Raw genomic sequence first — 24794 nt, 5'->3', positions numbered from 1 at the left:
TGGCACGGTGCGCTTTATCTTGGTCCAGTTAAGCCTGGCCTGGCGAAACAATAATTGTCCTTCCAGGAACGCGGGGGGCCAGTGTCACAAGCGGAGACGTTCGTGGATCCTGGCCCCCCGCGTTCGCGAGGGAACGGTATAAGGCGGGCTAGCCTGCCGAACCTAGCTCTAGGAAACTGGTGATAATCAGGCCGATGAAGGCCCAACCGAGATGCGCGCAACGCCTGCAGAGCACACCACCCCGGCGAAGGCCGGGGCCCAGTTGGGGGACGGTGATAACGTCGGGCAGCACCCCGTTTTTGGTACCTTCCCAATTGGGCCCCGGCCTTCGCCGGGGTGGTGGAAGTGGAGCTAGAGATACTCGATTTCGGCACGCTTCGCCCCTACAGGCACGCCTCCAGATACGCTTGGTCGAACCCGAACTGCTTGGCCTTCTCCAGCGTATACGGCCGCAGCCCCATCGACCGGTACTCGCCCAGGATCTTCCCGTCCGCCGACTCGTCCATGTATTCGAACTTGAACAGCTCCTGCGTGACGATCACCGGGCCCTCCATGCCGATCACCTCGGTAATGTTGGTCACCCGGCGCGAGCCGTCGCGGAGGCGCTTCACCTGGATGATCAGCTCGACTGAATCCGCAATCTGACGCGAGATCGCTTCCTTCGGCACCTTGATGTCGGACATCATCACCATGTTCTCCATACGCGCGAGCGCCTCGCGTGGGGAGTTGGCGTGGAGCGTGCACATCGAACCGTCGTGACCGGTGTTCATGGCCGCGAGCATGTCGAAACACTCGGAGCCACGAATTTCGCCTAGGATGATCCGGTCGGGACGCATACGCAGCGCGTTCTTGACGAGATCGCGGATCGAGATTTCGCCCTGGCCTTCGAGATTGGCGGGACGCGTTTCGAGCGGTAGCCAGTGCGGCTGTTGCAGGCGAAGCTCGGCGGCGTCCTCGATCGTCAGCACGCGCTCGCCCGGGTCGATCATCTTCGACAGCGCGTTGAGCATCGTCGTCTTGCCCGAGCCGGTACCGCCCGAGATCACGACGTTGAAGCGCGAGGCGCCCGCGATCTTCAGTGCAGTCGCCATCTTGGGCGACATCGAGCCGAACCCGGCCATCATGTCGAGCGTGATCGGTTTCGCGGAAAATTTACGAATCGAGATCGCCGTGCCGCGCAAGCTCAGCGGCGGCACGATGACGTTGACGCGCGAGCCGTCCTTCAGACGCGCATCGGCCAGCGGCGAGGTCTGGTCGACGCGACGGCCGACCGAATTGACGATCCGCTGCGCGATCTGGAACAGATGCTCCTCGTCACGGAACTGGATCGGCGCGAGTTCGAGCTTGCCCTTGCGCTCGACATAGGTCTGGTCGGGGCCGTTCACCATGATGTCGGTGATGTTCGGATCGGCCAGCAGCTCTTCCAACGGTCCGAGCCCGAGCAGTTCGTCGACCAGCACCTTTTCCAGCGCGAACTGTTCGCGGCGGTTGAGCGTCAGCTTCAGCTCGGCGAGTACTTCGCCGATGATCGGACGGAATTCCTCGGCCAGCTCGTCCTTGTTGAGCGTTGCCGCGGCCTCCGGGTCGACGCGTTCGAGCAGGCGCGGGAGCACCTGTTCCTTGATCTTGTGGATCGACTGTTCGAAGCCCTCGGTCCGGCTGTTGCCCGCTTCCCCGCTCGCATTCTGGCGATCGGACAGGCGCTGCATCGCGTCCAGCTGTCCGGCGGGCATCATGCCCGAGCTGAACCCGTCAGTCTCCCCGGGCATCGGCAGCGAATCGATCGGCGGGAATTGGGCACCGCCCTCGGGTTCCGCGCGCGCCACGGGATTGCTGCCCGAGCTTCCCTGCATCGGACGCGCGACGCCGAATGCGGGACGGGCCGACTGCCCCCCGCTGATGCCATTACGACGCCCGAATGCGCTCATGCCTGTATCCCTGGATGAATGCCGACCGGGTTAGGCGCGAAGGCTTGATAATTTGCTAACCAAAACAGGCGCGTGAAAGCGCCGCTGTCGCGCGGTGCGATGGTCAGGGTTGATCGCCGCCGCGAACTCCCCGAAGGCAGGCACATGATCCGCCTGCTGCTTCTTCTCGCGCTCACCTTCGGGTTGGCGAGCTCCGCATCTGCGGACGACATCGCCGCCACCGGGCGCGGCGTCGTGCGCGTCGTGACGATCGCGGTGGTCGACGACCAGGTGGTCGGCTTCGGCCATGGCAGCGGCTTCGCGATCGCGCCGAACCGGATCGTCACCAACGCGCACGTCGTCGATCTCGCCGAGCGCTATCCCGACAACGTCGTCGTCGGCATCGTCCCGACCGAGGGCAGCAAATCCTACCAGGGCAAGGTGATCGCGTATGATTCGCAGCGCGATCTGGCGCTGATCGAGTTCACCGGCGCGCGCCTGCCGCCGAGCGCGCTGTATACCGGGCCGATGACCGAGGGCGACCCCGTGGTGTCGCTCGGCTTCCCCGGTAACGTCGACTTGGCGACGGCGCGATCAGCAGCGGATTATATCCGGCCGATGACGCCAGTGCGGTCGGAGGGCGTGCTCTCCGGTCGCCGGGTGTTGAGTAGCGTCGAGGTTCTGCTGCACACGGCGAGCATCGCCCGGGGCAATTCAGGTGGTCCCCTGCTTGACCGGTGTGGGCGGGTGATCGGGGTGAATTCGGCGATCACGCGCGGCGAGGAGGGCGATTCGACGTTCGGGTTCGCGATAGCGGATACCGAGCTGGCCGGTTTTCTGCGCGATGCGAAACAGCCTTATGCGTCGATCGGAACGGGATGCACGTCGATCGAGGATCGCTTGCGGCAGGACGCCGACGCGGATGCGAAGGCGACCGCCGATGCGGCGTCGGCCAAGCGCGACGCGGCGACGCAGGATGCGATGACCCGCGAGGTCGCGCTGGAGAAGGCGCGGACCGAGGCCGGGCGGGCTCGCGAGAACGTCATGGCGCTTGCCGGGCTGTTGCTGGTGGCGGGGGCGCTGGTGATCGGAAGCGCGGGGCTGCTCGAATCGCGTGGCCAGCGGCGGCAGGCGGTGTGGGCGCTGGGTATCGGCGGGCTGAGCGTGCTGGTCGCGATCGTCGTATTCGTGCTGCGGCCTTCGGGCGAGGTCGACGTGCCGCTGTCCGCGCTGCCCAAGACGCGAATATCGACGCCCGATGCCGCGCTCGGCAAGCTGATGTGCACGCTGATCCCGGAGCGCAGCCGGATCACGATCTCGTCCAGCGAGGACGTGCCGATCGACTGGGGCGCGAAGGGGTGTGTGAACGGCAAGACGCAATATGTCGGCGCGAATGGTCGCTGGGACCGCGTGCTGGTGCCCGACGCCGAGCAGACCGTCTCGGTGCTGTCGTTCGATCCCGCGACGCGCGTCTATTCGAACACGCGCTATCTGATGTCGGCGGCGGGGATGGAAGCAGCGCGGACCGCGCGGGGCGTCGTACCGAACGTGTGCAACATGGATGAGGCGGCGTTGAGTCGGCTCACGGGGCAGCAGGCTGCGGTGCGTGCGGTGTTGCCGCCGTTGCCGAACGAGAAGCTCGTCTATTCCTGCAAGTCGGCGCGCTGAGCCTCGGAGGCGAGTAGTGCGCGCTTGCGGTCCAGCCCGTAGGCATAGCCGCCCAGTGCACCGCCGATCCGCTGTGCGCGGTGGCAGGGGATGACGATCGACACGGGATTCTGGCCGCACGCGGTGCCGGCGGCGCGGACCGCGGCGGGGCGGCCGGCCAGGGCTGCGAGTTCGCTGTAGGTGCGGGTTTCGCCGATCGGGATGGTGCGTAGGGCTTGCCAGATCGCCTCCTGGAACGCGGTGCCGCGGACGTCTAGCGGGAGGTCTTGGTCGCGCTCGGGGGATTCCACCGCCGCGACGACTTGTGCCGTCAGGTCCGCGAGGGCTTTGTCGCCGAGCTCGATCGTGGCGTTGGGGAAGCGGCGGCGGAGTTCGTCCGCGTCTTCGTCGAACGACACGCGGCACAACCCCTTGTCGGTGGCGGCGACGAACAAGGCGCCCAGGCTCGTGTCGGCAGTGGTCCAGCGGATCGTGACGCCCTCGCCGCCGCGCGCCCAGGCACTGGGCGCCATGCCGAGCCGTTTCGCGTCCGCCTCGTAGAAGCGGCTGGGGGCGGAATAGCCGGCGTCGTAGATCGCTTCGGTCACGGTCGAATCCTTCGATAATGCGTTTGCCGCACGGCCGGTGCGGAGCGCGCGGGCATAGGCGGCTGGGGTGACGCCGGTGGCGCGCTTGAACAGGCGGTGGAAATGATGGGGGGCGTAGCCGACTTTGGCGGCGACCTCGTCCAGCGAGAGGCGGTCTTCGGCGGCTTCGAGCAGCGCGATGGCTGCGGCGACGGCGGTGCGGTCGCGGCCGACTTCGTCGGGCGTGCAGCGCAGGCATGCGCGGAAGCCGGCGGCGCGGGCGCTGGCTGCGTCGGGGTGGAAGGTGACGTTCTCGCGCTTGGGGTGGCGCGCGGGGCAGCTTGGCTTGCAGTAGATGCCGGTGGTTTTCACGCCGACGACGAACCGGCCGTCCCACGCGCGGTCGCGGCGCTCGAACGCGGTCCAGGCGGTGTCAGTGTCGGGGGCGGTGCTCATTGGATCGGTATAGCCGGTCGCGCGGCGCGCGCATCCCGTGGCTTGCGGTCAAAGCGGAGCCAATCGGTGGTCCGGCCGTTCTTCCGTGCATATCCCCTAACGAAAGATGTCTCATGGCCTCCGACACGCCCGTCTGGTTCATTTCCGGCTGCTCGACCGGTTTCGGTCGCGAACTCGCCAAGCTCGTGCTCGCGCGCGGCTGGCGTGCGGTGGTGACCGCGCGGGATGCGGATCGGGTCGCCGATCTGACGGAGGGTGCCGAAGATCGTGCGCTGGCGCTGTCGCTCGACGTGACGGAGCAGGTGCAGATCGACGATGCCGTGGCGCAGGCCAAGGCCAAGTTCGGGCGGATCGACGTGCTCGTGAACAATGCGGGTTACGGCTATCAGGCGTCGGTCGAGGAGGGCGTCGAGTCCGAGATCCGCGCGCAGTTCGATGCGAACGTGTTCGGGTTGTTCGCGCTCACGCGGGCCGTTCTGCCTGTGATGCGTGGGCAGAAAAGCGGCAATATCATCAACATTACGTCGGTGGCGGGTCAGGTCGGGTTCCCGGGGTCGGGCTATTATGCCGCGTCGAAGCATGCGGTGGAGGGGTGGTCGGACGCGCTGCTCGCCGAGGTGAAGCCGCTTGGGATCGAGGTGACGTGCGTGGAGCCGGGGCCGTTCCGGACGGATTGGGCTGGGCGTTCGCTGAAGCAGACGCCGGTGAAGATCGCGGACTACGCCGATACGGCGGGCAAGCGGCTGGATGGTACTCGGGAGGTTAGCGGGACGCAGGCGGGTGACCCGGTGCGGGCCGGTGAAGCTATGATTGCGCTGACCGAGGATGCGAACCCGCCGCGGCATCTGGTGCTGGGGGCTTGGGGGTATGATGCGGTGACGACGAAGCTGGCGGCGCGGTTGAAGGAGATCGAGGCGCATAAGGCGGACAGTTTGGGGGCGGATTTTCTAGAGAAGTAATCTCGACCGAGCGAAATAGAATTGTTTCCCCGCGAAGGCGGGGACCCAGACTGGGCTCCCCCCTTCGCGGGAGAACAAGGAAGCAGGGAGTGGCCTTCACGTCTGTGATGCTGCCCTGCGCCGGATTCTTCCTCGTGAGCACTCTACGAGAGCCACCACCCCGGCGAAGGCCGGGGTCCAATTGGGGGGACGTTGCTAACGGAGCGCGTCCCCCAATTATTGCCACCTTTCCAATTGGGCCCCGGCCTTCGCCGGGGTGGTGTCAATAGGATGCAGCCGCTCAGCCGCCGTTGGCGCGGAACAGGTCCAGCGTCCGCTGTTTCGCCAAATCCGCACTCGGCTCGTGATAATCCTTACGCCGGTCCGAGTTGAACCCGTGGCCCGCCTCGTAGACATACACCGTCGCGTTGGGCCAATCCTTCGCGATCACCTGCTCGACCCCCTCCATCAGGATACCGTGGTCGTGGCGTCCGAAGTGCAGGATCACCGGCACCTTCGGTTCCTCGTCCGCCGCCGCCGGGATCATGCTGCCATAATAGCCGCTCGCCGCCGCGACGCCGGTGAGCTTGATCGAAGCGAACCACGCGACCGAGCCGCCATAGCAATAGCCGACCACGAACACCGGCCCGGCGGGGGCGAGCGTGTCGATGCAGGTCTGGACGTCCTTCAGCGACAGGTCGAACGGGTGGAGTTGCCGCGCGAGTTCGACGCCACGCGCGAGGCCGTCGCCCGAATAGTCCGCCTCGAAGCCAGGATGCTCGCGGTCGAACAGCGCGGGGGCCAGGACTTCGTAGCCGTCGGCGGCGTACTCGTCGCACAGGTTGCGGATGTGGTCGGTCACGCCGAAGATCTCCTGCACCAGCACGAGGCCACCGCGGCGCTCGCCGGTCGGCTGCGCATGATAGACCGCGACGGTCGCGCCGTCGGACATCGTCATCGTTTCCATCGTGCCGGTCATTCTTGCGTCCTCGTCGATTGGTCGTAACGCCTGCCAATACCGTCATTCCCGCGGAGGCGGGAACCCATAGTGGCAGGCCGTGCGGTGAAAGCGCCGATTCCAGAAGATAAGGATCCCCGCCTGCGCGCGGATGACGGAGAGGAGAGGAATCGTGGCCTTTCAACCCCTGATCAATGACAAAACAGTCACAAACCCGCCCCTCTAGCCCTCCCGCCGGGTTGCCAATCCGCGAACCCGATGCTAGCCGCGCCGCGTCCCATGAGAGGTGCTTTCGCGCCCTCTTCCCCCATGGGGCGGCACTATTTTCGGTTTCAGGCGAGGATTCAAAGGTCCGTGGAGACATCCCCCGGTAATGTCGGCGGCGCCATTCAGGCGAGCTTGGGCGGGCGTTATGCGCTGGCTCTGTTCGAACTCGCCCGTGACGCCAAGACGATCGACGCGGTCGAATCGAGCCTGGCGAACGTGCGCGACGCGCTCGCGCAGTCGGAGGACTTCCGTACGCTGACGTCCAGCCCGATGGTGTCGCGTGGCGCTGCCGTGAAGGCGGTCTCCGCGGTCGCCGACGAACTCGGTGTCGATGCGACCACCAAGAGCTTCCTCGGCGTCCTCGCCGAGAACCATCGGCTTGGCGCGCTGCCGAAGATCATCAAGGCATTCCGGACACTTGCCGCGCAGCATCGCGGTGAGATCGCCGCCGAGGTGACGTCCGCGCATCCGCTGACCGACGAGCAGGTGATCGAGCTGAAGCATCAGCTCCGCCAGCGCGTCGGCCGTGAAGTTTCCGTCGACCTCAGCGTCGACCCATCGTTGCTGGGTGGACTCGTCGTCCGCGTCGGCAGCCAGATGATCGATTCGTCGATCAAGACGCGTCTCAACACTCTCGCGCACGCGATGAAGGGCTAAGCTAATGGATATCCGCGCCGCAGAAATCTCGAAGATCATCAAGGATCAGATCGCCAATTTCGGCACCGAGGCCCAGGTCAGCGAGACCGGCCAGGTGCTGAGCGTCGGCGACGGCATCGCGCGCATCTTCGGCCTCGACAACGTCCAGGCCGGCGAGATGGTCGAATTCTCGAACGGCGTGCAGGGCATGGCGCTCAACCTCGAGGCCGATAACGTCGGCGTCGTGATCTTCGGGAGCGATTCCGAGATCAAGGAAGGCGACATCGTCAAGCGCACCGGCACGATCGTCGACGTGCCGATCGGCAAGGAGCTGCTCGGCCGCGTTGTCGATGGTCTCGGCAACCCGATCGACGGCAAGGGTCCGATCCACACCACCGAGCGCAGCCGCGTCGAAGTGAAGGCACCGGGCATCATCCCGCGCCAGTCGGTCAGCGAGCCGGTCCAGACCGGTCTCAAGGCGATCGACGCACTCGTCCCGGTCGGCCGCGGCCAGCGCGAGCTGATCATCGGCGATCGCCAGACCGGCAAGTCCGCCGTCGCGATCGACGCGTTCATCAACCAGAAGATCGCCAACGCCGGCGACGACGAGTCGAAGAAGCTGTATTGCGTCTATGTCGCGATCGGCCAGAAGCGCTCGACCGTCGCACAGCTGGTCAAGACGCTCGAAGAGAATGGCGCGATGGAATATACCATCGTCATTGCCGCGACCGCGTCGGACCCCGCACCGCTCCAGTATCTCGCACCGTACACCGGCGTCGCGATGGGCGAGTATTTCCGCGATCGCGGCATGCACGCGCTGATCTGCTACGACGATCTGTCGAAGCAGGCGGTCGCCTACCGCCAGATGTCGCTGCTGTTGCGTCGTCCTCCCGGCCGTGAGGCGTATCCGGGCGACGTGTTCTATCTTCACAGCCGCCTGCTCGAGCGTGCGGCGAAGATGTCGGACGCGAATGGCGGCGGCTCGCTGACCGCGCTGCCGATCATCGAGACGCAGGCGGGCGACGTTTCGGCGTACATCCCGACCAATGTGATCTCGATCACCGACGGCCAGATCTTTCTCGAGACCGACCTGTTCTTCTCGGGCGTGCGTCCGGCGATCAACGTGGGTCTGTCGGTGTCGCGCGTCGGCTCCGCGGCTCAGACCAAGGCGATGAAGAAGGTGTCGGGTTCGATCAAGCTCGAGCTGGCGCAGTACCGCGAGATGGCGGCGTTCGCGCAGTTCGGGTCGGATCTCGATGCGTCGACGCAGAAGCTGCTCAACCGCGGCGCGCGCCTGACCGAGTTGCTGAAGCAGGCGCAGTTCTCGCCGCTGCCGTTCGAGGAACAGACCGTGTCGATCTTCGCTGGCACCAGCGGCTATCTCGACAAGGTGCCGGTCGCCGACGTGACGCGCTACGAGCAGGCGCTACTGGCCGACATGCGCGCGAACCACGCCGACGTGCTGAAGCTGATCCGCGATACCCGCGACCTGGGTAACGAGGCGAAGGACAAGCTGAAGGCAGCGCTCGAAGCGTTCGCGAAGACTTTCGCTTAAGTAAAACTCCCTCTTCCCGCTGGGGAGAGGGTCGGGGTGAGGGGTAGTACCGCGAGGTGCCGCTCCCGTGGCAGCCCCTCACCCCAACCCTCTCCCCGGAGGGGCGAGGGAGCAGGAAGAGAAGATGGCATCACTTAAGGCCCTCAAGATCCGCATCGGCTCGGTGAAGTCGACGCAGAAGATCACCAAGGCGATGAAGATGGTCGCCGCCGCGAAGCTGCGCCGTGCGCAGGACGCGGCGGTTGCCGGGCGTCCGTATGCCGAGCGTCTCGAAGCGGTGATGGCGAGCCTCGCGGGGCGCGTCGGCATCGCGCCGGGCGCCTCGCCGCTGCTAGCGGGCACGGGCAAGGACCAGGTCCACCTGATCGTCATCGCGACGTCGGAACGTGGCCTAGCGGGTGCGTTCAACACCAACATCGTCCGCGCCGCGCGCCGCAAGGCCGAGGAGCTGATCGCGGCGGGCAAGACCGTGAAGTTCTACGTCGCCGGCAAGAAGGGGCGCGTGATCAAGCGCTTCTTCCCGAACGACATCCTCGCCGATCACGAGATGGGCCAGATCAAGCGGCTCGCGTTCAGCGATGCGCAGGAAATCTCCGAAGACCTGATCAAGCGCTTCGGCGAAGGCCAGTTCGACGTCGCGCATCTGTTCTATGCGAAGTTCGTCTCGGCGTTGGTGCAGGTGCCTACCGGTATCCAGATCATCCCGATCCCGCTGTCGGCGATCCCCGGTGCGGAAGCCAAGCCGGGTGCACCCGCCGAAGCCGTGGTCGAGTACGAGCCCGACGAGGAAGCGATCCTCGCCGATCTCCTGCCGCGCAACGTCGCGATCCAGATTTTCCGCGCGCTGCTCGAAAACGCAGCGTCGGAGCAGGGTTCGCGCATGAACGCGATGGACAACGCCACGCGCAATGCCGGCGATATGATCACGCGCCTCTCGATCCAGTATAACCGTACCCGCCAAGCCGCGATCACGACCGAGCTGGTCGAAATCATCTCGGGCGCCGAAGCGCTCAAGTAAGTCCAAGGAAGCAGACAATGGCAACCGCCCCAGAGACCCTCGGAACCACGCTCGCCCCCAAGGCCACCAACAACACCGGCCGCATCTCGCAGGTCATCGGTGCGGTCGTCGACGTGCATTTCCCCGACAATTTGCCCGCCATTCTGTCGGCGCTCGAAACCGACAACAACGGCAACCGGCTCGTCCTCGAAGTCGCGCAGCATCTCGGCGAGAACACCGTTCGCACGATCGCGATGGACGCCACTGAGGGCCTGACCCGCGGCCAGACCGTCACCGACACCGGCTCGCAGATCCGCGTGCCGGTCGGCCCGAAGACGCTCGGCCGCATCCTCAACGTCATCGGCGAGCCGATCGACGAGCGTGGCCCAGTCGGCGCAGAGACGACCGCCCCGATCCATGCTTCGGCGCCTTTGTTCGTCGACCAGTCGACCGAGAGCGCGATCCTGGTCACCGGCATCAAGGTCATCGATCTGCTCGCACCTTATGCGAAGGGCGGCAAGATCGGGCTTTTCGGGGGCGCTGGCGTCGGCAAGACCGTGCTGATCCAGGAGCTGATCAACAACATCGCCAAGGGGCACGGCGGCACGTCGGTGTTCGCAGGCGTCGGCGAGCGTACCCGCGAGGGTAACGATCTGTACCACGAGTTCCTCGACGCGGGCGTCATCGCCAAGGATGCCGATGGCAATCCGCAGTCGGAGGGCTCGAAGGTCGCGCTGGTGTTCGGCCAGATGAACGAGCCGCCAGGCGCACGTGCCCGCGTCGCGCTGTCGGGCCTGACGATCGCCGAGTATTTCCGCGACGTCGAAGGCCAGGACGTGCTGTTCTTCGTCGACAACATCTTCCGCTTCACGCAGGCGGGCGCAGAGGTTTCGGCTTTGCTCGGTCGTATCCCGTCGGCGGTGGGCTATCAGCCGACGCTGTCGACCGACATGGGCGCGCTGCAGGAGCGCATCACGTCGACCAACAAGGGCTCGATCACTTCGGTGCAGGCTGTGTACGTGCCGGCCGACGATCTTACCGATCCGGCGCCGGCGACGTCGTTCGCGCATCTCGATGCGACCACCAACCTCAACCGTGCGATCTCCGAGCTGGGCATCTACCCGGCAGTGGATCCGCTCGATTCGACCTCGCGTCTGCTCGAGCCACGCGTCGTCGGCCAGGAGCATTACGACACCGCGCGTGCGGTGCAGTCGACTTTGCAGAAGTACAAGTCGCTGCAGGACATCATCGCGATTCTCGGCATGGACGAGCTGTCGGAAGAGGATAAGCTGACCGTCCAGCGTGCGCGGAAGATCCAAAAGTTCCTGAGCCAGCCGTTCCACGTCGCCGAGGTCTTCACCGGCATCAGCGGCAAGTTTGTGCAGCTCGAGGACACGGTCCGGTCGTTCAAGGCGGTGGTCGAGGGCGAGTATGATCACCTGCCAGAGGCCGCGTTCTACATGGTCGGTGGCATCGACGAAGCCGTCGCCAAGGCCGAGAAGATGGCCGCGGAAGCTTAAGCCAAACTGCTCCCTCCCCTTTCAGGGGAGGGTTGGGGTGGGGCCTGACCGCGCGCGTCGCGCCTGCCGCACTCCCCCACCCCGACCCTCCCCTGAAGGGGAGGGAGTGAGAAGATAGACATGCTGCATTTCGAACTCGTCACGCCAGAAAAGCTCGTCCGCTCGGAGGAGGTCTACATGGTCGTCGTCCCCGGCACCGAAGGCGATTTCGGCGTCCTCGAAGGCCATGCGCCGTTCATGTCGACGGTCCGCGACGGCGGCGTGCAGATCTTCCGCACGCAGAACGGCACCCCCGAGGTCATCGCGATCAAGGGCGGTTTCGCCGAGGTCAATGCCAAGGGCCTGACCGTCCTCGCCGAACACGCCGGCGAGTAACTCCTGTCAGGCGAGCGCTGGTGCTCGCCTGATCGATACTGACGGGCGACGCTGCAACCGCGCCAGCAGCGGCCGCTCGATCCACCGATGCACCGCCAATCCCAGCATCGTCGATGCGACGATGAACGCCAGCGCGAACAGATAGGGTGACATGGTCGGGGCATAGCCTCCGACCATCCAGAGCAGCGCGATCAGGCAGGGATGGGTCAGGTACGTCGAATAGGACGCATCGCCCACGCGTGCGACGATCCGTTCGAACCGTCCCTCCGCCGATGTGTCGATCACCCCGACTACCACCAGTGCCCAGGGAATGCCCCACGTCCAGGTTCGCGCGAGACCCGAGGTACCGGCAACGGCAACTTCGATCTGAAGTGAGAGCGGCACGCCTAGCCCGAAGGCGATCCCGACCACCAGCAGCACGGTCCCGATGACGAGCGCAGGCGTCGCATAGCGTGCGCTGATCCCGCTGCGCCAAGCCATCCACACACCCACGCCGAGCGCAAATTCGAGCAGGAGCGGGTTCAGCAGCAGCCTCAAAGGTGCCCAGCCGGGATGAACGACGCTGCCGATCAGCGCCAGCGCCGCCGTGAGGGCCAGCAGCATTTCGACACGGCGCTGCGGCGCCCGCATGGCAACCGCCACGATGGCGTAGAACCCGAATTCGAACCCGAGCGTCCAGCCGGGATACAGCGCGGGAACATGGTAGCCCGCTCCGTCGAGAACGGGCAGCACGGTGATCGACATCCACGCCGCCGGTGCGGTCAACGGGTCGTGCATGATCAGCATGTAGACTGCGCTGACGCACGCGAACAACGGTACGATCCGCAACCATCGCTTTGCCAGGAACCGCCACGAATCAGCGTCCGCGGTCGCCAGCGATTGGGCCATGACGAACCCGCTGATGACGAAGAACAGGTCGACCCCGCTCGCACCGAACATCGACAGATTGGGGACCGACGGTACGAACTTGCCGGTCACTGCGACCGGCCCGGAATCGATTATGTCGGACGCGTGCATTAGCAACACGAGCGTCGCCGCGAGTGCGCGAAGCCACTGGATGGGTGCGATGCGGGACGGCGTCATCGGGCACGCATACCGGGCGGAGCGTTAAGGCCGCGTTGCCCGCACGATCAGAGGAAATTATACGGGTCGACGTCCACCGTCACCCGCGCCTTGGAAGGCCATTCCAGCTTCCCCAGCCAATCCCGTATGACTTCCTGCACGTCCAGCGCGCGCCGCGCATGGACGAGCAGTCGGTAGCGATGCCGGCCGCGCAGCATCGCCAGCGGGGCGGGGGCGGGGCCGTAGACCTGCATGCCGTCGACTTCCGGCGCACTGCGGCCGACGAGCTTGGCCGTCTCGTGCGCGCAGGACTGGTCCTCCGACGACACCACGATCGCGGCATAGCGCCCGAACGGCGGCGCGCCTGCGTCCTTCCTTGCGTCCGTTTCCGCGGCGTAGAACGCGTCGGCATCGCCGGTGATGAGCGCCTGCATCACCTGTGCCCCTGGACTATGCGTCTGGATGAACACGTGCCCCGGCTTTTCGCCACGCCCGGCGCGCCCCGACACCTGCCGGATCTGCTGGAACGTGCGCTCCGCAGCCCGCAGATCGCCGCCGTCTAGCCCCAAGTCTGCATCGACCACGCCGACCAGGGTGAGGTTCGGAAAGTGATAGCCCTTGGTCACCAACTGCGTGCCGACGACGATGTCGATATCGCCGGCTTCCATCCGCCCGACGAACTCCGCCGCCTTGGCGGGCGACCAGATCGTGTCGGACGTGACGACGGCCGTCTTCGCCTCGGGGAACAACGCCGTTACCTCGTCGGCGATTCGTTCGACGCCGGGCCCGCAGGCGACCAGCGTGTCCTCGCCCTTGCACTCGGGACACACCCGCGGCGTCGGCTCGGCATGCCCGCAATGGTGGCACGCCAGGCGGCGCGTCAGGCGGTGCTCGACCATCCAGGCGGTGCAGTTTGGACATTGGAACCGGTGCCCGCATGTCCGACACAAGGTCAGCGGCGCATAGCCCCGCCGGTTGAGGAACAGCAGCGATTGCTCGCGCCGTTCAAGCGTCTCCTGCATCGCCTTCACCAGTCGCGGGGCCAGCCAGCGGCCGCGTTCGGGCGGTTCCTTGATCAGGTCGATCGGCTCGATCGTAGGCATCTCCGCCGCACCGAACCGGCCGGGCAGCTTCAGTTCGGCGTAGCGCCCGGTCGCGACCTGTTGACGTGTCTCGATCGCGGGCGTCGCGGAGGCGAGGATGACCGGGCACCCCTCGAACTTGCCGCGCATCACCGCCACGTCGCGCGCATGATAATGCACGCCCTCTTCCTGCTTGAAGCTGGTTTCGTGCGCCTCGTCGACCACTATCAGCCCGAGGTCGCGGTAGGGCAGGAACAGCGCCGACCGCGCGCCGACCGTGACCAGCGCCTCGCCGCTCGCGATCGCGCGCCACGCGCGCCGGCGCTGGGTCGAGCGCAATCCCGAATGCCACGCGATCGGCTCACAGCCGAACCGGTCGTGGAAGCGCTTGAGGAACGGCTCGGTCAGCGCGATCTCGGGGAGCAGGACGAGGGTCTGGCGCCGATCGCGGATAGCCTGGGCCACCGCCTCGAAATACACCTCGGTTTTGCCTGACCCGGTGACGCCGTCGAGCAGCGTCGGGTGGAACGCATGCTCCGCCACGCCAGCGACCAGGACATCGGCTGCCGCGCGCTGGTCTTCTGAGAGCGTCGGCTCATGATGCTGCGGATCGGGGAGGGGGTAGGGGTTGTCGATACTCACCTCGACCGCCTCGATCGCGCCGACCTTCACCAGCCCGCGGATCACCGCGTCGCTCACTTCGGCGATCGTCGCCAGTTCGCGGATCAGGCCCTGGCGATCACCGATCCGCTCAAGCGCCTGCTCACGCTGTGGTGTCAGGCGGGGCGGCACGACTCCGGTCGAACGATACTCGACGGCGGTCCGCGCGCCCTCCAGCGCGGAGGTCGAAGCGAGCGTCATCCGCAACACCGACGCAGCCGGCGCGAGGTAATAATCCGCGGTCCACTCGACCAGCCGCCGCAACGGCGCCCCCAGCGGCGGCACGTCGGCGACCGCGAGCAGGTTGCGCAACCGGTTGTCGCCGACCTCCGCATCGGACGGCATCCGTTCGGCTTCCCACACCACACCTAGCAACTGCCGCGGTCCGAGGGGGGCGACCACGATTGAGCCCGGTCCGACCTCCATGCCGGCGGGCACGCGGTAGTCGAGCGGCCCGAGGGCGGCGTTGAGGATCAGGACACGGGCACGGGACGACATCGTGTTCGTATATGGGGACAGATCGACTCCGCGTGAACCGCTTACGTCGGGTTGGTCGATGCAGCCTTACGCGGCGTCGCGGTTCGGACGGCGTCGTTCGCCGACACGCGCACGCTTCGCCTGGTACAGGATCGTATCGGCGCGGTGGATGAAATCGCGCACCGAAAGGCAGTCGCGGTCGAGTGCGGTGATACCGACCGTGCCAGCGCTGACCATCGCGAGGCCATTCAGTGCGATCGGAAAGCGCAACGCTTCCTCCAGCCGGGCAGAGATATAGCCGGGGTTCGCGGCCATGCCGGGGTCCTCGATCAGGATCGCGAATTCGTCACCACCGACGCGGGCGGCAAAGCTGTTCTTGAGCCAGGGAGCTTTCAGGATCCGGCCGACGCCGCGCAACACGTCGTCGCCCGCGGTATGGCCGAGGGTGTCGTTGATCGCCTTGAACCCGTCGAGATCGACCAGCGCGAGCAACAACGGCGTGCCGTCGGCATGCGACCGCGTCATTGCTGCATCGAGCGTACGATCGAACGCCGCCCGATTGGCGATGCCGGTCAGTGAATCGGTATTCGCCGAGCGCCGCAAATTGACCTCGAGCGCGTGGCGTTCCGTTACGTCTTGGAAGACGCCGACCAACGCTATGGTCTGGCCGTCGACGGTCTCGCACTCGCCCAGCACGCGGACACGGCGCTGTTCACCCTGCGCGTTCTTGAAATCGACTTCGATATCGAACGGGGCACCGGTTTCGATCGTCCGCCGAAGCGATGCGTTCATCTCGTCGCGGGCATGCGGCGGATAGAATTCCATCGCCACCGGCATCTCGGGCAGGTCGCCGATCGGCAGGCCGTGGATGTGGTAGACCCCGTCGGACCATTGCAGCTTGTCGTCGGCCAGCGACACGCGCCACGATCCGATCGCCGCCATCCGTTCCGCCTGTCGGAAGACGCGGTCCTGACGGGCCAACGCAGCCGCCTGGCGATCCGCGGTCGTGGCAATCGCGATGGCCTCGCGTGCAGCGGACCGCGCGGCGATCATCGCCTCGGCCAAGGTCGCGAGATGGGTCAGCGCCTTGCGCCCGGCGTCGTTCAGCGAACGCGGTACAGTATCGACGACGCAGATCGAGCCGATCGCATAATATTCACCGCTCGCGTCGCGCGCATTGACCGGCGCGCCCGCGTAAAACCGAATACCGTCAGGCGGTTGCGTCCAGGGATTGGCCACGAATCGTAAATCGCTCGACACGTCTTCGATGACCATCGGTTCTTTGCCGAGGATCGTGTAATTGCACATGCCGATTTCGCGGGAGATCTCACCGCGTTCGCCGTCGCTCGCAGCCTTGATCCAGAGCCGATTGCTGTCGACGAGTGTTAGCAAGGCGTTAGGGCAACCCAGCATTTCTGCGGCCAACGCGACCAATGCATCGAATTCACGCTCGGGTTCGCTATCGAGCAACGCCAAGGCCTGAAGCGCAGCCACGCGCCGTGCTTCGTCTGAAAAGTTGTCTGTGATGAGATCGACAGGCGACATGAAACTCGAATATAGCGGCTGGGTTAATTTTCTTTGCCTGTTCGGGGCGTTACTGTCCACACATGCCCACCGATAAAGACCAGACGCTGGAAATTCTGCCGCCGTCGATGCTCTGGGCGGAGCATCTCGGGCGTGATCGTCGGCGATCGGTCCACACGATCCGGGCTTATCGGGCGTCGGCCGAACGGCTGACGGCGTTCCTGGTCGGACATTGGGGGGAGCGGATCACGCGCGGGGCGCTCGCACGAGTAACCGCGACAGACCTGCGAGCGTATCTGGCGCAACGCCGAGAAGCCGGGTTGGGTAACGCGTCGGCGGCGCGGGAATTGTCCGCGGTGCGCGGGTTTCTCGCCTGGGCGAACGAAGGTGCGGAGCAGCCGCGGATGCGGGGGCCGCGCGTGAAGGCGGGCGTGCCGCGACCGATCTCGCCGGCCGAAGCGGTCGCGCTGGCTGAGGAGGTGGCCGACGATGCCGCCGAGCCGTGGATCGGCGCGCGCGACTGGGCGGTGTTGCTGCTGCTGTATGGCGCGGGGTTGCGGATCGGCGAGGCGTTGACGTTGCGGGGCGATATCCTGCCGCTCGGCGAGACGATCCGGGTGACGGGCAAGCGCGCCAAGACGCGCGTGGTGCCCTTGTTGCCGCAGGTGCGTACGGCAATCGAAGCATATGTCGCGCAGACGCCGTGGCCGGTTACGCGCGGCGAACCGTTGTTCCGTGGGGCGAAGGGCGGGGCGTTGTCGCCAGTCATGATCCGCCGCGCGGTGCAGTCGGCGCGAGCACGGTTGGGGCTGGGCGATCGGACGACGCCGCATGCGCTGCGCCATAGTTTCGCGACGCATCTGCTGGGGCGGGGGGCGGATCTGCGCGCCCTGCAGGAGTTGCTTGGCCATGCGAGCCTGAGTTCGACACAGGTCTATACGCAGGTCGATGCCGCGCATTTGATAGACGTGTACCGCAACGCCCACCCGCATGGCGGGGTCTAGCCCTTCGGCTTCCAGGTCAGCACGCGCCAGCCATAGCCGATGATGATCACCACGAAGGTCGCCACCGCGACCGGGCCGACATAGCGGTCGAGTTCCTCGAAATGCGAGCCGAGCAGGATGCCGGCATAGGTGAGCACGGTGTTCCAGATCGCGCTGCCCGCCGCGGTCCAGATCACGAACTGCCAGATCGGCATGCGCGTCATCCCCGCTGGCAGCGAGATGACGGTGCGGAAGGTCGGCATGAACCGGAACACGAAGATCACCCAACCACCGCGCTTCATGAAGAAGCGGTGGATCTTCTCGACGTCGGACCATTCCATCGTCAGCCAGCGGCCGTTGCGATCGATGAACGGGCGGAAGCGCTCGTAGCCGATGTTGCGGCCGATATAATACCAGAAGTAATTGCCGACGACCGAACCCGCGGTGCCCCAGGCGATCAGCGGCACGACGCTCATGTTGCCCCGCGCGACCGCCATGCCACCGAGCCCCATGATGACTTCGGATGGCACCGGGGGAACGATGTTCTCGAGCGCCATCAACAGGAAGATACCGAAATATCCGCCCCAGGCGATGAGATCGAGGATGAATTCGGTCATGGGTATCACATACTGCCGGGATGCCGGATGTGTTCCACCGACATCACACCACCCCGGCGAAGGCCGGGGCCCAATTGGGGGACGGTCATGACAAAGGGCGGCGCTCCGTCACTGCGACCTTTCCAATTGGGCCCCGGCCTTCGCCGGGGTGGTATCCTCGCTTCGACTACCGCGCCGCGACCTTCGCTTCGATCGCATCCCAGATCATGCCCGCAACGTCCGTCCCATCGAACTTCTCGATCGCGACGATACCCGTCGGCGACGTTACGTTGATCTCCGTCAGCCACGTCCCGCCGATCACGTCGATCCCGACGAATAGCAGCCCGCGCTTCTTGAGTTCGGGCCCGAGCACCGCGCAGATCTCGCGCTCCTTGTCCGTCAGCACCGACTTCTCCGCCGACCCGCCGACCGCGAGGTTCGAGCGGATCTCGCCTTCGCCCGGCAGGCGGTTGATCGCGCCCGCGACTTCGCCGTCGATCAGTACGATGCGCTTGTCGCCCTTCGCCACGTCGGGGAGGAACGCCTGCACCATGTGCGGCTCGCGCCAGGTCATGTTGAAGACCTCCATCAGTGCCGACAGGTTGGCGCCGTCCGACTCGACCTTGAAGATCGCCTTGCCGCCATTGCCGTGGAGCGGCTTGATGACGATCGCGCCGTGCTCCGCGAGAAACTTCCGCGCCTCGTCGAGCGAGCGCGTGACGAGCGTCGGCGGCATGAACTGCGGGTAATCGAGCACGAACACCTTCTCGGGCGCGTTCCGCACCTGCGCGGGGTCGTTCACGACGAGCGTCTTGTCCGCGATCCGCTCGAGCAGGTGAGTCGCGGTGATGTAGCCGAGATCGAACGGCGGATCCTGCCGCATCAGCACGACGTCGGCCTCGTCGCCGAGGTCGAGGTTGACGGGCTCGCCGACGCTGAAGTGATCGCCGACGACGCGCTGCACGGTGACCGGATGCGCCTTCGCCCAGACCCGGCCGTCGCGGTAGTTCAGGTCCTCGGCCGAGTAATGGAAGAGCGTATGGCCACGGTCCTGCGCGGACAGCATCAGCGCGAAGGTCGAATCGCCGGCGATGTTGATGCTGTCGAGCGGGTCCATCTGGACGGCGACGGTGAGGCTCATGCGTCTTCCTTCTGTTCGGTCGAGCGCATGTAGGCGCGGGCGGGCGCGAAGTCACCGGGCGGCGTCACCCGATCCAGGCATTCTCGATATGGCGTGGTCGCGTGCCGGGGGCGAGCAGGATGACGTCGACGCGGATGTCGTCGCCGGGTCCGGCGTAGCGCGGCATCAGATACTCCGCCGCTGCGGCAACGCGCGCGAGGCGGCGTTCGTCGATCGCGAAGTCGAGTTCGGCGGAGGTCGCGCGGGTTTTTACTTCGACGAACGCGATCAGGTTGCCTTTGCGGGCGATGAGGTCGACCTCGCCGGCGGGGGTGCGGACTCGGCGATCGAGGATGCTCCAGCCCTTCAGCCGCAGCCACCAGCCAGCCAAGCGCTCGCCGCGACGGCCCGTCGCTTCCGCAACCTGTCGGTCCTGCGTGTTCCCCTTCCGTTTGCGGGAGGGGCTAGGGGAGGGCGGGGGCGGCACGTGGATGGCATGCCCTCCCCCGACCCCTCCCGCAAGCGGGAGGGGAGATCAGGCCTTCGGCTTCAATTCCAGCGCCCGCGCATACAACGCCTTCCGGTCGAGGCCGAGCTTCTTAGCCACCTCGCTCGCGGCCTGCCCGGTCGACAGGCGGGTGAGCGCCTCGGCCAGCGCAGCATCACCGTCCTCCGCACTCGCTGGCGGCGCCTCCCCCGGCGGTGCGACGACGATCACGATCTCTCCTCGCGGCGGCGCATCCGCATAACGCGCCGCTAGGGTCGAGAGCGTGCCGGTCACCGCCTCCTCGAACTTCTTGCTGATCTCGCGCGTTACCGCCGCCTCGCGGTCGCCGAGCCCCTCCAGCAGAGCCGCGAGACACGTGCCAAGACGCGGCCCCGACTCATACATGACGAGAGTCGCGCGGATCGTCGCAACCTCCGCGATCGCCTCCGCCCGCGCGTGCATCTTCGACGGCAGGAACCCCACGAACAGGAAACGGTCGGTCGGCAGCCCCGCCAGCGTCAGCGCCGCCACCGCCGCGCACGGCCCCGGGATCGTCACCACTAGATGCCCGGCCGCGCGCGCGTCGCGCACCAGTTTGAACCCAGGATCCGAAATCAGCGGCGTTCCGGCATCCGACACCAGTGCCACCGCCTGCGTCGCCATCCGCGCGATCAGCGCCGGGCGCACGCCTTCCGCGCTGTGATCGTGATACGGCACCATCGGCGTCTTCGTGCCGATGTGGCGGAGCAGACCGGCGGTGACGCGGCTGTCCTCGACCGCGATCACGTCGGCGCGGCGGAGGATGTCGGCGGCGCGCGGCGACAGATCGCCAAGATTGCCGATCGGGGTCGCGACGATGTAGAGGCCGGGATCGAGAAGAGTTTCAGGGTTCATGGGGACGGTCATGGCAGACGCGACGACGATAGGGCAATCCGCACGTACTGCAGGGCGATGGGCGACCCTTGTCGCGGCGTGCCTGCTCGGCGCGTGCCAGACGATCGTCCCGCGTGGTCCCGTCGAGCCGACGCAGCAGCGCCCGACCACGCGGCCCGTCGATCGGCCCGAGATCGGCGTCGAGACCGGCATCCCGCGCGATGCCGAGCGTAACCGCGTCGCGCTGCTCGTGCCGCTGTCGGGCAGCAACGCAGGCGTCGGCACCTCGATCGCCAATGCAACGATGCTCGCGTTGCTCGATACGCAGAACCAGCGCGTCCGCATCACCAACTACGACACTGCGACCGGTGCCGCCGCCGCCGCGCAGCGTGCGATCGCCGAGGGTGCGCAGCTGATCCTGGGGCCACTGCTCGCCGACGACGTCCGCGCGGTCGCGCCGATCGCGCGCGCCGCGAACATTCCGGTGCTGAGCTTCTCCAACGATCTCGGCGTGGCGGGCAACGGCGCTTACCTGATGGGCTATGTCCCGACCCAGTCGATCGCGCGCGTCGTCGACTTCGCCAAAGAGCGCGGCGTCAGTAACTTCGCCGGCCTCGTCCCCAACGGGCTGTATGGCGAGCGTGCCTCCACCGCCTTCCTCCGTGCGGTCGAGGGCGCGGGCGGGCAAGTCGTCTCGCTCCAGACCTACGCGCGCGGTCCCGGGGGCGTTTCCGGTGCGGTCACGCGGCTTGCGGCGAAAGCCCCCTATGATGCGGTCCTGATCGCCGACGGCGGCGCCACCGCAGCTTCGGCCGCAGCGATGGTCAAGCGCGGCAGCGGCGCTTCGACGCGCATCCTCGGCACCGAACTCTGGAACTCCGACACCGCGATCGCCGCCAAGGCAGCGCTCAACGGCGCCTGGTATGCGAGCGTTTCGGACACGCTGTACCGCCAATACGCGGCCAAATACCGCGCGCGGTTCGGGGCAGGGCCGTACCGCCTGTCGAGCCTCGGTTATGATTCGGTACTGCTGACGGTCCGCATCGCGCGCGACTGGAAGCCCGGCACGCCGTTCCCGGTGAACCGCCTGCGCGACGGCGATGGCTTCGCCGGCATCGATGGTGCCTTCCGCTTCGGCAAGGACAGCGTCGCCGAGCGCGCGCTTGAGGTGAAGGAAATCCGTGGCGGCACGACCACGGTGGTCTCGCCCGCACCGGCTGGGTTCGGGAAGTAAACTTGTTCACCCGCGAAGGCGGGTGCCCAGACTGGGCACCCGCCTTCGCGGGTGAACAAATTAGGCGGTGACGATCTCCGGCAGGATCGCGTCGAGTAGGAGGGCGCCGGCTTCAGTAACCCGCAGGCGCCCCGGCGAGTGAACGATCAATCCGAGCGCCTCCAGCCGAGCCACCGCAGCCAGGTCGACCGGTACCACGCCGGCGTTCAGCTCGGTGATCCGGTCCAGATCCACGCCTTCCGCCAACCGCAACCCCATCAGCAACGCCTCGGTCGCGCGCGTCGACGGCGTCAGCGGATCCTCGACCTCCATGCCGTGGCCATTGCGCTCGATCGCCGCCAGCCAGTTCTCCGGCTTCTTCCGTCGCACCGTGGCCAGTCCGCCGCGACGCCCATGCGCGCCCGGCCCGATCCCGGCATAATCCTGGTACCGCCAGTAAGCGAGATTGTGGCGGCTCTCCGACCCCGGCCGTGCATGGTTCGACGTCTCGTACGCCGGCAACCCCGCCGCGGCGGTATCGGCGCGGGTCGCCTCGAACAGGTCGGCCGCCGAATCGCCGTCGGGGATGACGATCCGCCCCGCCAAAGCCTCGGTCGCGAACCGTGTGCCGGCCTCGATCGTCAGCTGATACAGTGAAAGATGCTCCGTCCCGAGACTCAACGCGCGCGCCAATTCCGCACGCCAGTCGTCGAGCCGCTGCCCCGGCAATGCATAGATCAGGTCGAAACTTACCCGTGGGAACACGCTCTGCGCGGTCGCCAGCGCAGCCTGTCCCTCGTTCACGTCGTGCGCGCGCCCCAAAAACTTCAGCGCCTGATCGTCGAGCGATTGCAGCCCCAGCGACACCCGGTTCACGCCAGCACGCGCCAGATCGGCAAACCGCGCCGCCTCGACCGAAGACGGATTCGCCTCCAGCGTGATCTCGATCCCCTCGGCGAAGCCCCAGGCCTTCTCCGCCGCATCCAGCACCGCAGCGACCGTCGACGGCGGCATCAGCGACGGCGTGCCACCCCCGAAGAAGATCGACTGCAACCTCCGCCCCGGCAACACTCGCGCCTCATGCGCGAGGTCGGTGAGCAGCGCATCCCGCCACGCCGCCTGGTCCACCTCCTCGCGAACATGGCTGTTGAAGTCGCAATACGGGCATTTCGACACGCAGAACGGCCAGTGGACGTAGAGCGCGAGGTCGCCGGGGGAATTGGACCGGGGGCTTGGTGTTTCGAAGACGGGCATTATCTCGCGCATATGGTCGCACGGGGCGGCCGAAGGAAGCGCAATGACGGCACGGATGGGTTTGGCGATCGCCGGGGCGCTGTTGATGGCAGGCTGCGCACAGGGCCCCGAGCGTGTCGTCGAGCGTCGCGATACCATGGCGCCGGCACCGCGTGGTGCGAGTCTGCTCAAGACCGCGATGATGGACGGCCACAATGCCGCGCGCGCCGCCGTCGGCGTGGCGCCGCTCACCTGGAGCGATACGCTGGCGACCACTGCGCGCGCCTATGCCGAGGAACTGGCGCGCACCGGCAAATTCGCGCACGCCCCGCAACCCCAGGGCATGTCGCGCGAAGGCGAGAACCTCTGGACCGGCACGCGCTATGCCTATGCGTATACCGAGATGATGGGGCACTGGGTCGCTGAGAAGCGCGATTTCATCAACCAGCCGACTCCCGGGTTCAGCCGGACGGGCAAGTTCGAGGACGTCGCGCACTATACGCAGATCGTCTGGCGCGGCTCGACCCAGGTCGGTTGCGCGATGGCGAGCAACAAGACCGACGACTATCTGGTGTGCCGCTACTCGCCCCCCGGCAACGTCTTCGGCGAGCGCGCTTATTGATCTGGAGCAAATGGTTAGACCCAAAGTGGTGGCACTTTCTTAAGCGGTCGTCGCTTAATCTGGTTGAATGATACCAGTATCCAAACCTGATGGCTCTCGGCCCACTGGCTGCGTCGGATGCCGAGACGGCGCCGGCCTGTCCTTCGCCTTCTCGATGGCGTTCCAGCCGATCGTCGACGTCGATACCGAGACCGTCTTCGCGTACGAAGCGCTCGTGCGTGGTCCCGAGGGCCAGTCGGCGGCGAGCGTCCTCTTGCAGGTCGACGGCGCAAATCTGTACGCGTTCGACCAGCAATGCCGGGTGCGCGCGATCGAGGCTTCCGTGAAGGCCGGGTTGCTCGATACACCCGCGCGGCTTTCGATCAATTTTCTCCCGAACGCGGTGTATTCGCCGGCGGCGTGCATCCAGTTGACGCTGAAGACCGCGGCGGCGGTGGGCATGCCGACCGACCGGCTGATCTTCGAGTTCACCGAGAACGAGGAGATGCTCGATCCCGCGCATGTCGCGAACATCATCGCGACGTATCAGAAGATGGGTTTTGGTACCGCGCTCGACGATTTCGGCGCGGGGCATGCGGGATTGAACCTGCTCGCGCGGTTCCAGCCGGGCATCATTAAGCTCGACATGGAACTGATCCGCGACATCGACACGAGCCTGCCGCGGCGGATGATCGTCGAGGGCATGCTGCGGATGTGCACCGCGCTGGGGATAACGGTGATCGCCGAGGGGGTCGAAACGCTCGGCGAGTTCGAGGCGCTGCGGGGGCTCGGCGTGCGGTACATCCAGGGGTATCTGCTGGCGAAACCGGCGTTCGAGGCGCTGCCTACGGTGACGTGGCCTGTGAAGCAGGCGATCGCGGTCTGAAGCGTGACGTAATTTGCAATCCTCCCCCGCCAGGGGGAGGTGGCTGGCCCTTGCCAGATGGAGGGGGAGGAAAGGGAAACGCCTGCTCCGTGTCCTCCCCCTCCGTCACCTACGGCGCCACCTCCCCTGGCGGGGGAGGATCGATCGTTCCGCC

General features: G+C 66.3%; 22 protein-coding genes. 11 read left to right on the top strand and 11 right to left on the bottom strand.

Annotated elements, in window-relative coordinates; translation table 11 throughout:
• Positions 1–383: 383 nt before the first annotated feature.
• Positions 384–1928: a CpaF family protein gene (locus tag ASE82_RS15420; RefSeq protein WP_056065184.1), complete on the bottom strand. Its 1545-nt coding sequence runs from the start codon at positions 1926–1928 to the stop codon at positions 384–386.
• A gap of 144 nt (positions 1929–2072) precedes the next feature.
• Here ASE82_RS15420 and ASE82_RS15415 point away from each other — a divergent pair, with 144 nt between their 5' ends.
• Positions 2073–3575, top strand: a complete 1503-nt coding sequence (locus ASE82_RS15415) for a S1C family serine protease (protein WP_082441591.1) — start codon at positions 2073–2075, stop codon at positions 3573–3575.
• On the opposite strand, the gene ada is transcribed toward ASE82_RS15415, so the two are convergent.
• Positions 3551–4597: a bifunctional DNA-binding transcriptional regulator/O6-methylguanine-DNA methyltransferase Ada gene (gene ada / locus ASE82_RS15410; RefSeq protein WP_056065183.1), complete on the bottom strand. Its 1047-nt coding sequence runs from the start codon at positions 4595–4597 to the stop codon at positions 3551–3553. The two genes, ASE82_RS15415 and ada, sit on opposite strands and share 25 nt — an antisense overlap.
• 113 nt (positions 4598–4710) lie before the next feature.
• Here ada and ASE82_RS15405 point away from each other — a divergent pair, with 113 nt between their 5' ends.
• The gene (locus ASE82_RS15405) at positions 4711–5556 is read left to right on the top strand and encodes an oxidoreductase (RefSeq protein WP_056065181.1); all 846 of its coding nucleotides are present in this window, start codon (positions 4711–4713) and stop codon (positions 5554–5556) included.
• Between the two features lie 280 nt (positions 5557–5836).
• On the opposite strand, the gene ASE82_RS15400 is transcribed toward ASE82_RS15405, so the two are convergent.
• Positions 5837–6514, bottom strand: coding sequence for a dienelactone hydrolase family protein (locus ASE82_RS15400; RefSeq protein WP_056065180.1), 678 nt, complete (start codon positions 6512–6514; stop codon positions 5837–5839).
• Positions 6515–6847: 333 nt separating this feature from the next.
• Between ASE82_RS15400 and ASE82_RS15395 the strand changes: the two genes are divergently transcribed.
• The 5 genes from ASE82_RS15395 (at position 6848) to ASE82_RS15375 (ending at position 11843) form a co-directional block, all read left to right on the top strand.
• Positions 6848–7417 carry a F0F1 ATP synthase subunit delta gene (locus ASE82_RS15395; protein WP_056065179.1) on the top strand — a complete coding sequence of 190 codons (570 nt, stop codon included), beginning with the start codon at positions 6848–6850 and terminating at the stop codon, positions 7415–7417.
• Positions 7418–7421: 4 nt separating this feature from the next.
• Positions 7422–8951, top strand: a complete 1530-nt coding sequence (gene atpA, locus ASE82_RS15390) for a F0F1 ATP synthase subunit alpha (protein WP_055873607.1) — start codon at positions 7422–7424, stop codon at positions 8949–8951.
• 124 nt (positions 8952–9075) lie between these two features.
• Positions 9076–9969, top strand: coding sequence for a F0F1 ATP synthase subunit gamma (locus tag ASE82_RS15385; protein WP_056065178.1), 894 nt, complete (start codon positions 9076–9078; stop codon positions 9967–9969).
• Positions 9970–9986: 17 nt separating this feature from the next.
• Positions 9987–11468, top strand: coding sequence for a F0F1 ATP synthase subunit beta (atpD, locus tag ASE82_RS15380; protein ID WP_056065176.1), 1482 nt, complete (start codon positions 9987–9989; stop codon positions 11466–11468).
• Positions 11469–11588: 120 nt separating this feature from the next.
• A complete protein-coding gene (locus tag ASE82_RS15375; protein WP_056065173.1) occupies positions 11589–11843 on the top strand; it encodes an ATP synthase F1 subunit epsilon in 255 nt (84 codons plus the stop codon).
• Between the two features lie 6 nt (positions 11844–11849).
• Here the strand turns inward: ASE82_RS15375 and ASE82_RS15370 are convergent, their stop codons facing one another.
• The 3 genes from ASE82_RS15370 to ASE82_RS15360 form a co-directional block, all read right to left on the bottom strand.
• Entirely contained in the window at positions 11850–12926 is a 1077-nt protein-coding gene (locus tag ASE82_RS15370; protein ID WP_056065171.1) for an acyltransferase family protein, read from the bottom strand.
• Between the two features lie 47 nt (positions 12927–12973).
• The gene (locus ASE82_RS15365; protein ID WP_056065169.1) at positions 12974–15145 is read right to left on the bottom strand and encodes a primosomal protein N'; all 2172 of its coding nucleotides are present in this window, start codon (positions 15143–15145) and stop codon (positions 12974–12976) included.
• 66 nt (positions 15146–15211) lie between these two features.
• Positions 15212–16618: a sensor domain-containing diguanylate cyclase gene (locus ASE82_RS15360; protein ID WP_235524744.1), complete on the bottom strand. Its 1407-nt coding sequence runs from the start codon at positions 16616–16618 to the stop codon at positions 15212–15214.
• A gap of 158 nt (positions 16619–16776) precedes the next feature.
• Here ASE82_RS15360 and ASE82_RS15355 point away from each other — a divergent pair, with 158 nt between their 5' ends.
• Positions 16777–17652, top strand: coding sequence for a tyrosine recombinase XerC (locus tag ASE82_RS15355; protein WP_056065482.1), 876 nt, complete (start codon positions 16777–16779; stop codon positions 17650–17652).
• Here ASE82_RS15355 and ASE82_RS15350 read toward each other — a convergent pair.
• From ASE82_RS15350 to rsmI, 4 genes are all read right to left on the bottom strand, one after another.
• Complete coding sequence (locus ASE82_RS15350; protein ID WP_056065166.1) at positions 17649–18248, bottom strand: DedA family protein; 600 nt, start codon at positions 18246–18248, stop codon at positions 17649–17651. The genes ASE82_RS15355 and ASE82_RS15350 overlap by 4 nt on opposite strands.
• A 166-nt stretch (positions 18249–18414) precedes the next feature.
• Positions 18415–19368: a glutathione synthase gene (gshB, locus tag ASE82_RS15345; protein ID WP_056065164.1), complete on the bottom strand. Its 954-nt coding sequence runs from the start codon at positions 19366–19368 to the stop codon at positions 18415–18417.
• A 64-nt stretch (positions 19369–19432) separates the two neighbouring features.
• Entirely contained in the window at positions 19433–19738 is a 306-nt protein-coding gene (locus tag ASE82_RS15340) for a YraN family protein (RefSeq protein ID WP_235524742.1), read from the bottom strand.
• A 144-nt stretch (positions 19739–19882) separates the two neighbouring features.
• Entirely contained in the window at positions 19883–20728 is an 846-nt protein-coding gene (gene rsmI / locus ASE82_RS15335; RefSeq protein ID WP_156348919.1) for a 16S rRNA (cytidine(1402)-2'-O)-methyltransferase, read from the bottom strand.
• 10 nt (positions 20729–20738) lie between these two features.
• Here rsmI and ASE82_RS15330 point away from each other — a divergent pair, with 10 nt between their 5' ends.
• Positions 20739–21941 carry a penicillin-binding protein activator gene (locus tag ASE82_RS15330; protein ID WP_056065159.1) on the top strand — a complete coding sequence of 401 codons (1203 nt, stop codon included), beginning with the start codon at positions 20739–20741 and terminating at the stop codon, positions 21939–21941.
• Positions 21942–22001: 60 nt separating this feature from the next.
• On the opposite strand, the gene hemW is transcribed toward ASE82_RS15330, so the two are convergent.
• The gene (gene hemW, locus ASE82_RS15325) at positions 22002–23186 is read right to left on the bottom strand and encodes a radical SAM family heme chaperone HemW (protein ID WP_235524741.1); all 1185 of its coding nucleotides are present in this window, start codon (positions 23184–23186) and stop codon (positions 22002–22004) included.
• A gap of 31 nt (positions 23187–23217) precedes the next feature.
• Here hemW and ASE82_RS15320 point away from each other — a divergent pair, with 31 nt between their 5' ends.
• Both ASE82_RS15320 and ASE82_RS15315 read left to right on the top strand, forming a co-directional pair.
• Positions 23218–23775, top strand: a complete 558-nt coding sequence (locus ASE82_RS15320; RefSeq protein WP_056065155.1) for a CAP domain-containing protein — start codon at positions 23218–23220, stop codon at positions 23773–23775.
• 154 nt (positions 23776–23929) lie between these two features.
• Positions 23930–24640 carry an EAL domain-containing protein gene (locus ASE82_RS15315; RefSeq protein WP_056065153.1) on the top strand — a complete coding sequence of 237 codons (711 nt, stop codon included), beginning with the start codon at positions 23930–23932 and terminating at the stop codon, positions 24638–24640.
• The last annotated feature ends 154 nt before the right edge of the window (positions 24641–24794 follow it).

It is taken from the genome of Sphingomonas sp. Leaf230 (genome assembly GCF_001421745.1).
GTDB lineage: Bacteria > Pseudomonadota > Alphaproteobacteria > Sphingomonadales > Sphingomonadaceae > Sphingomonas.
The sequence above is the reverse complement of the archived record's forward strand: the minus strand, read 5'-3'. Positions and strand labels throughout refer to the sequence as shown.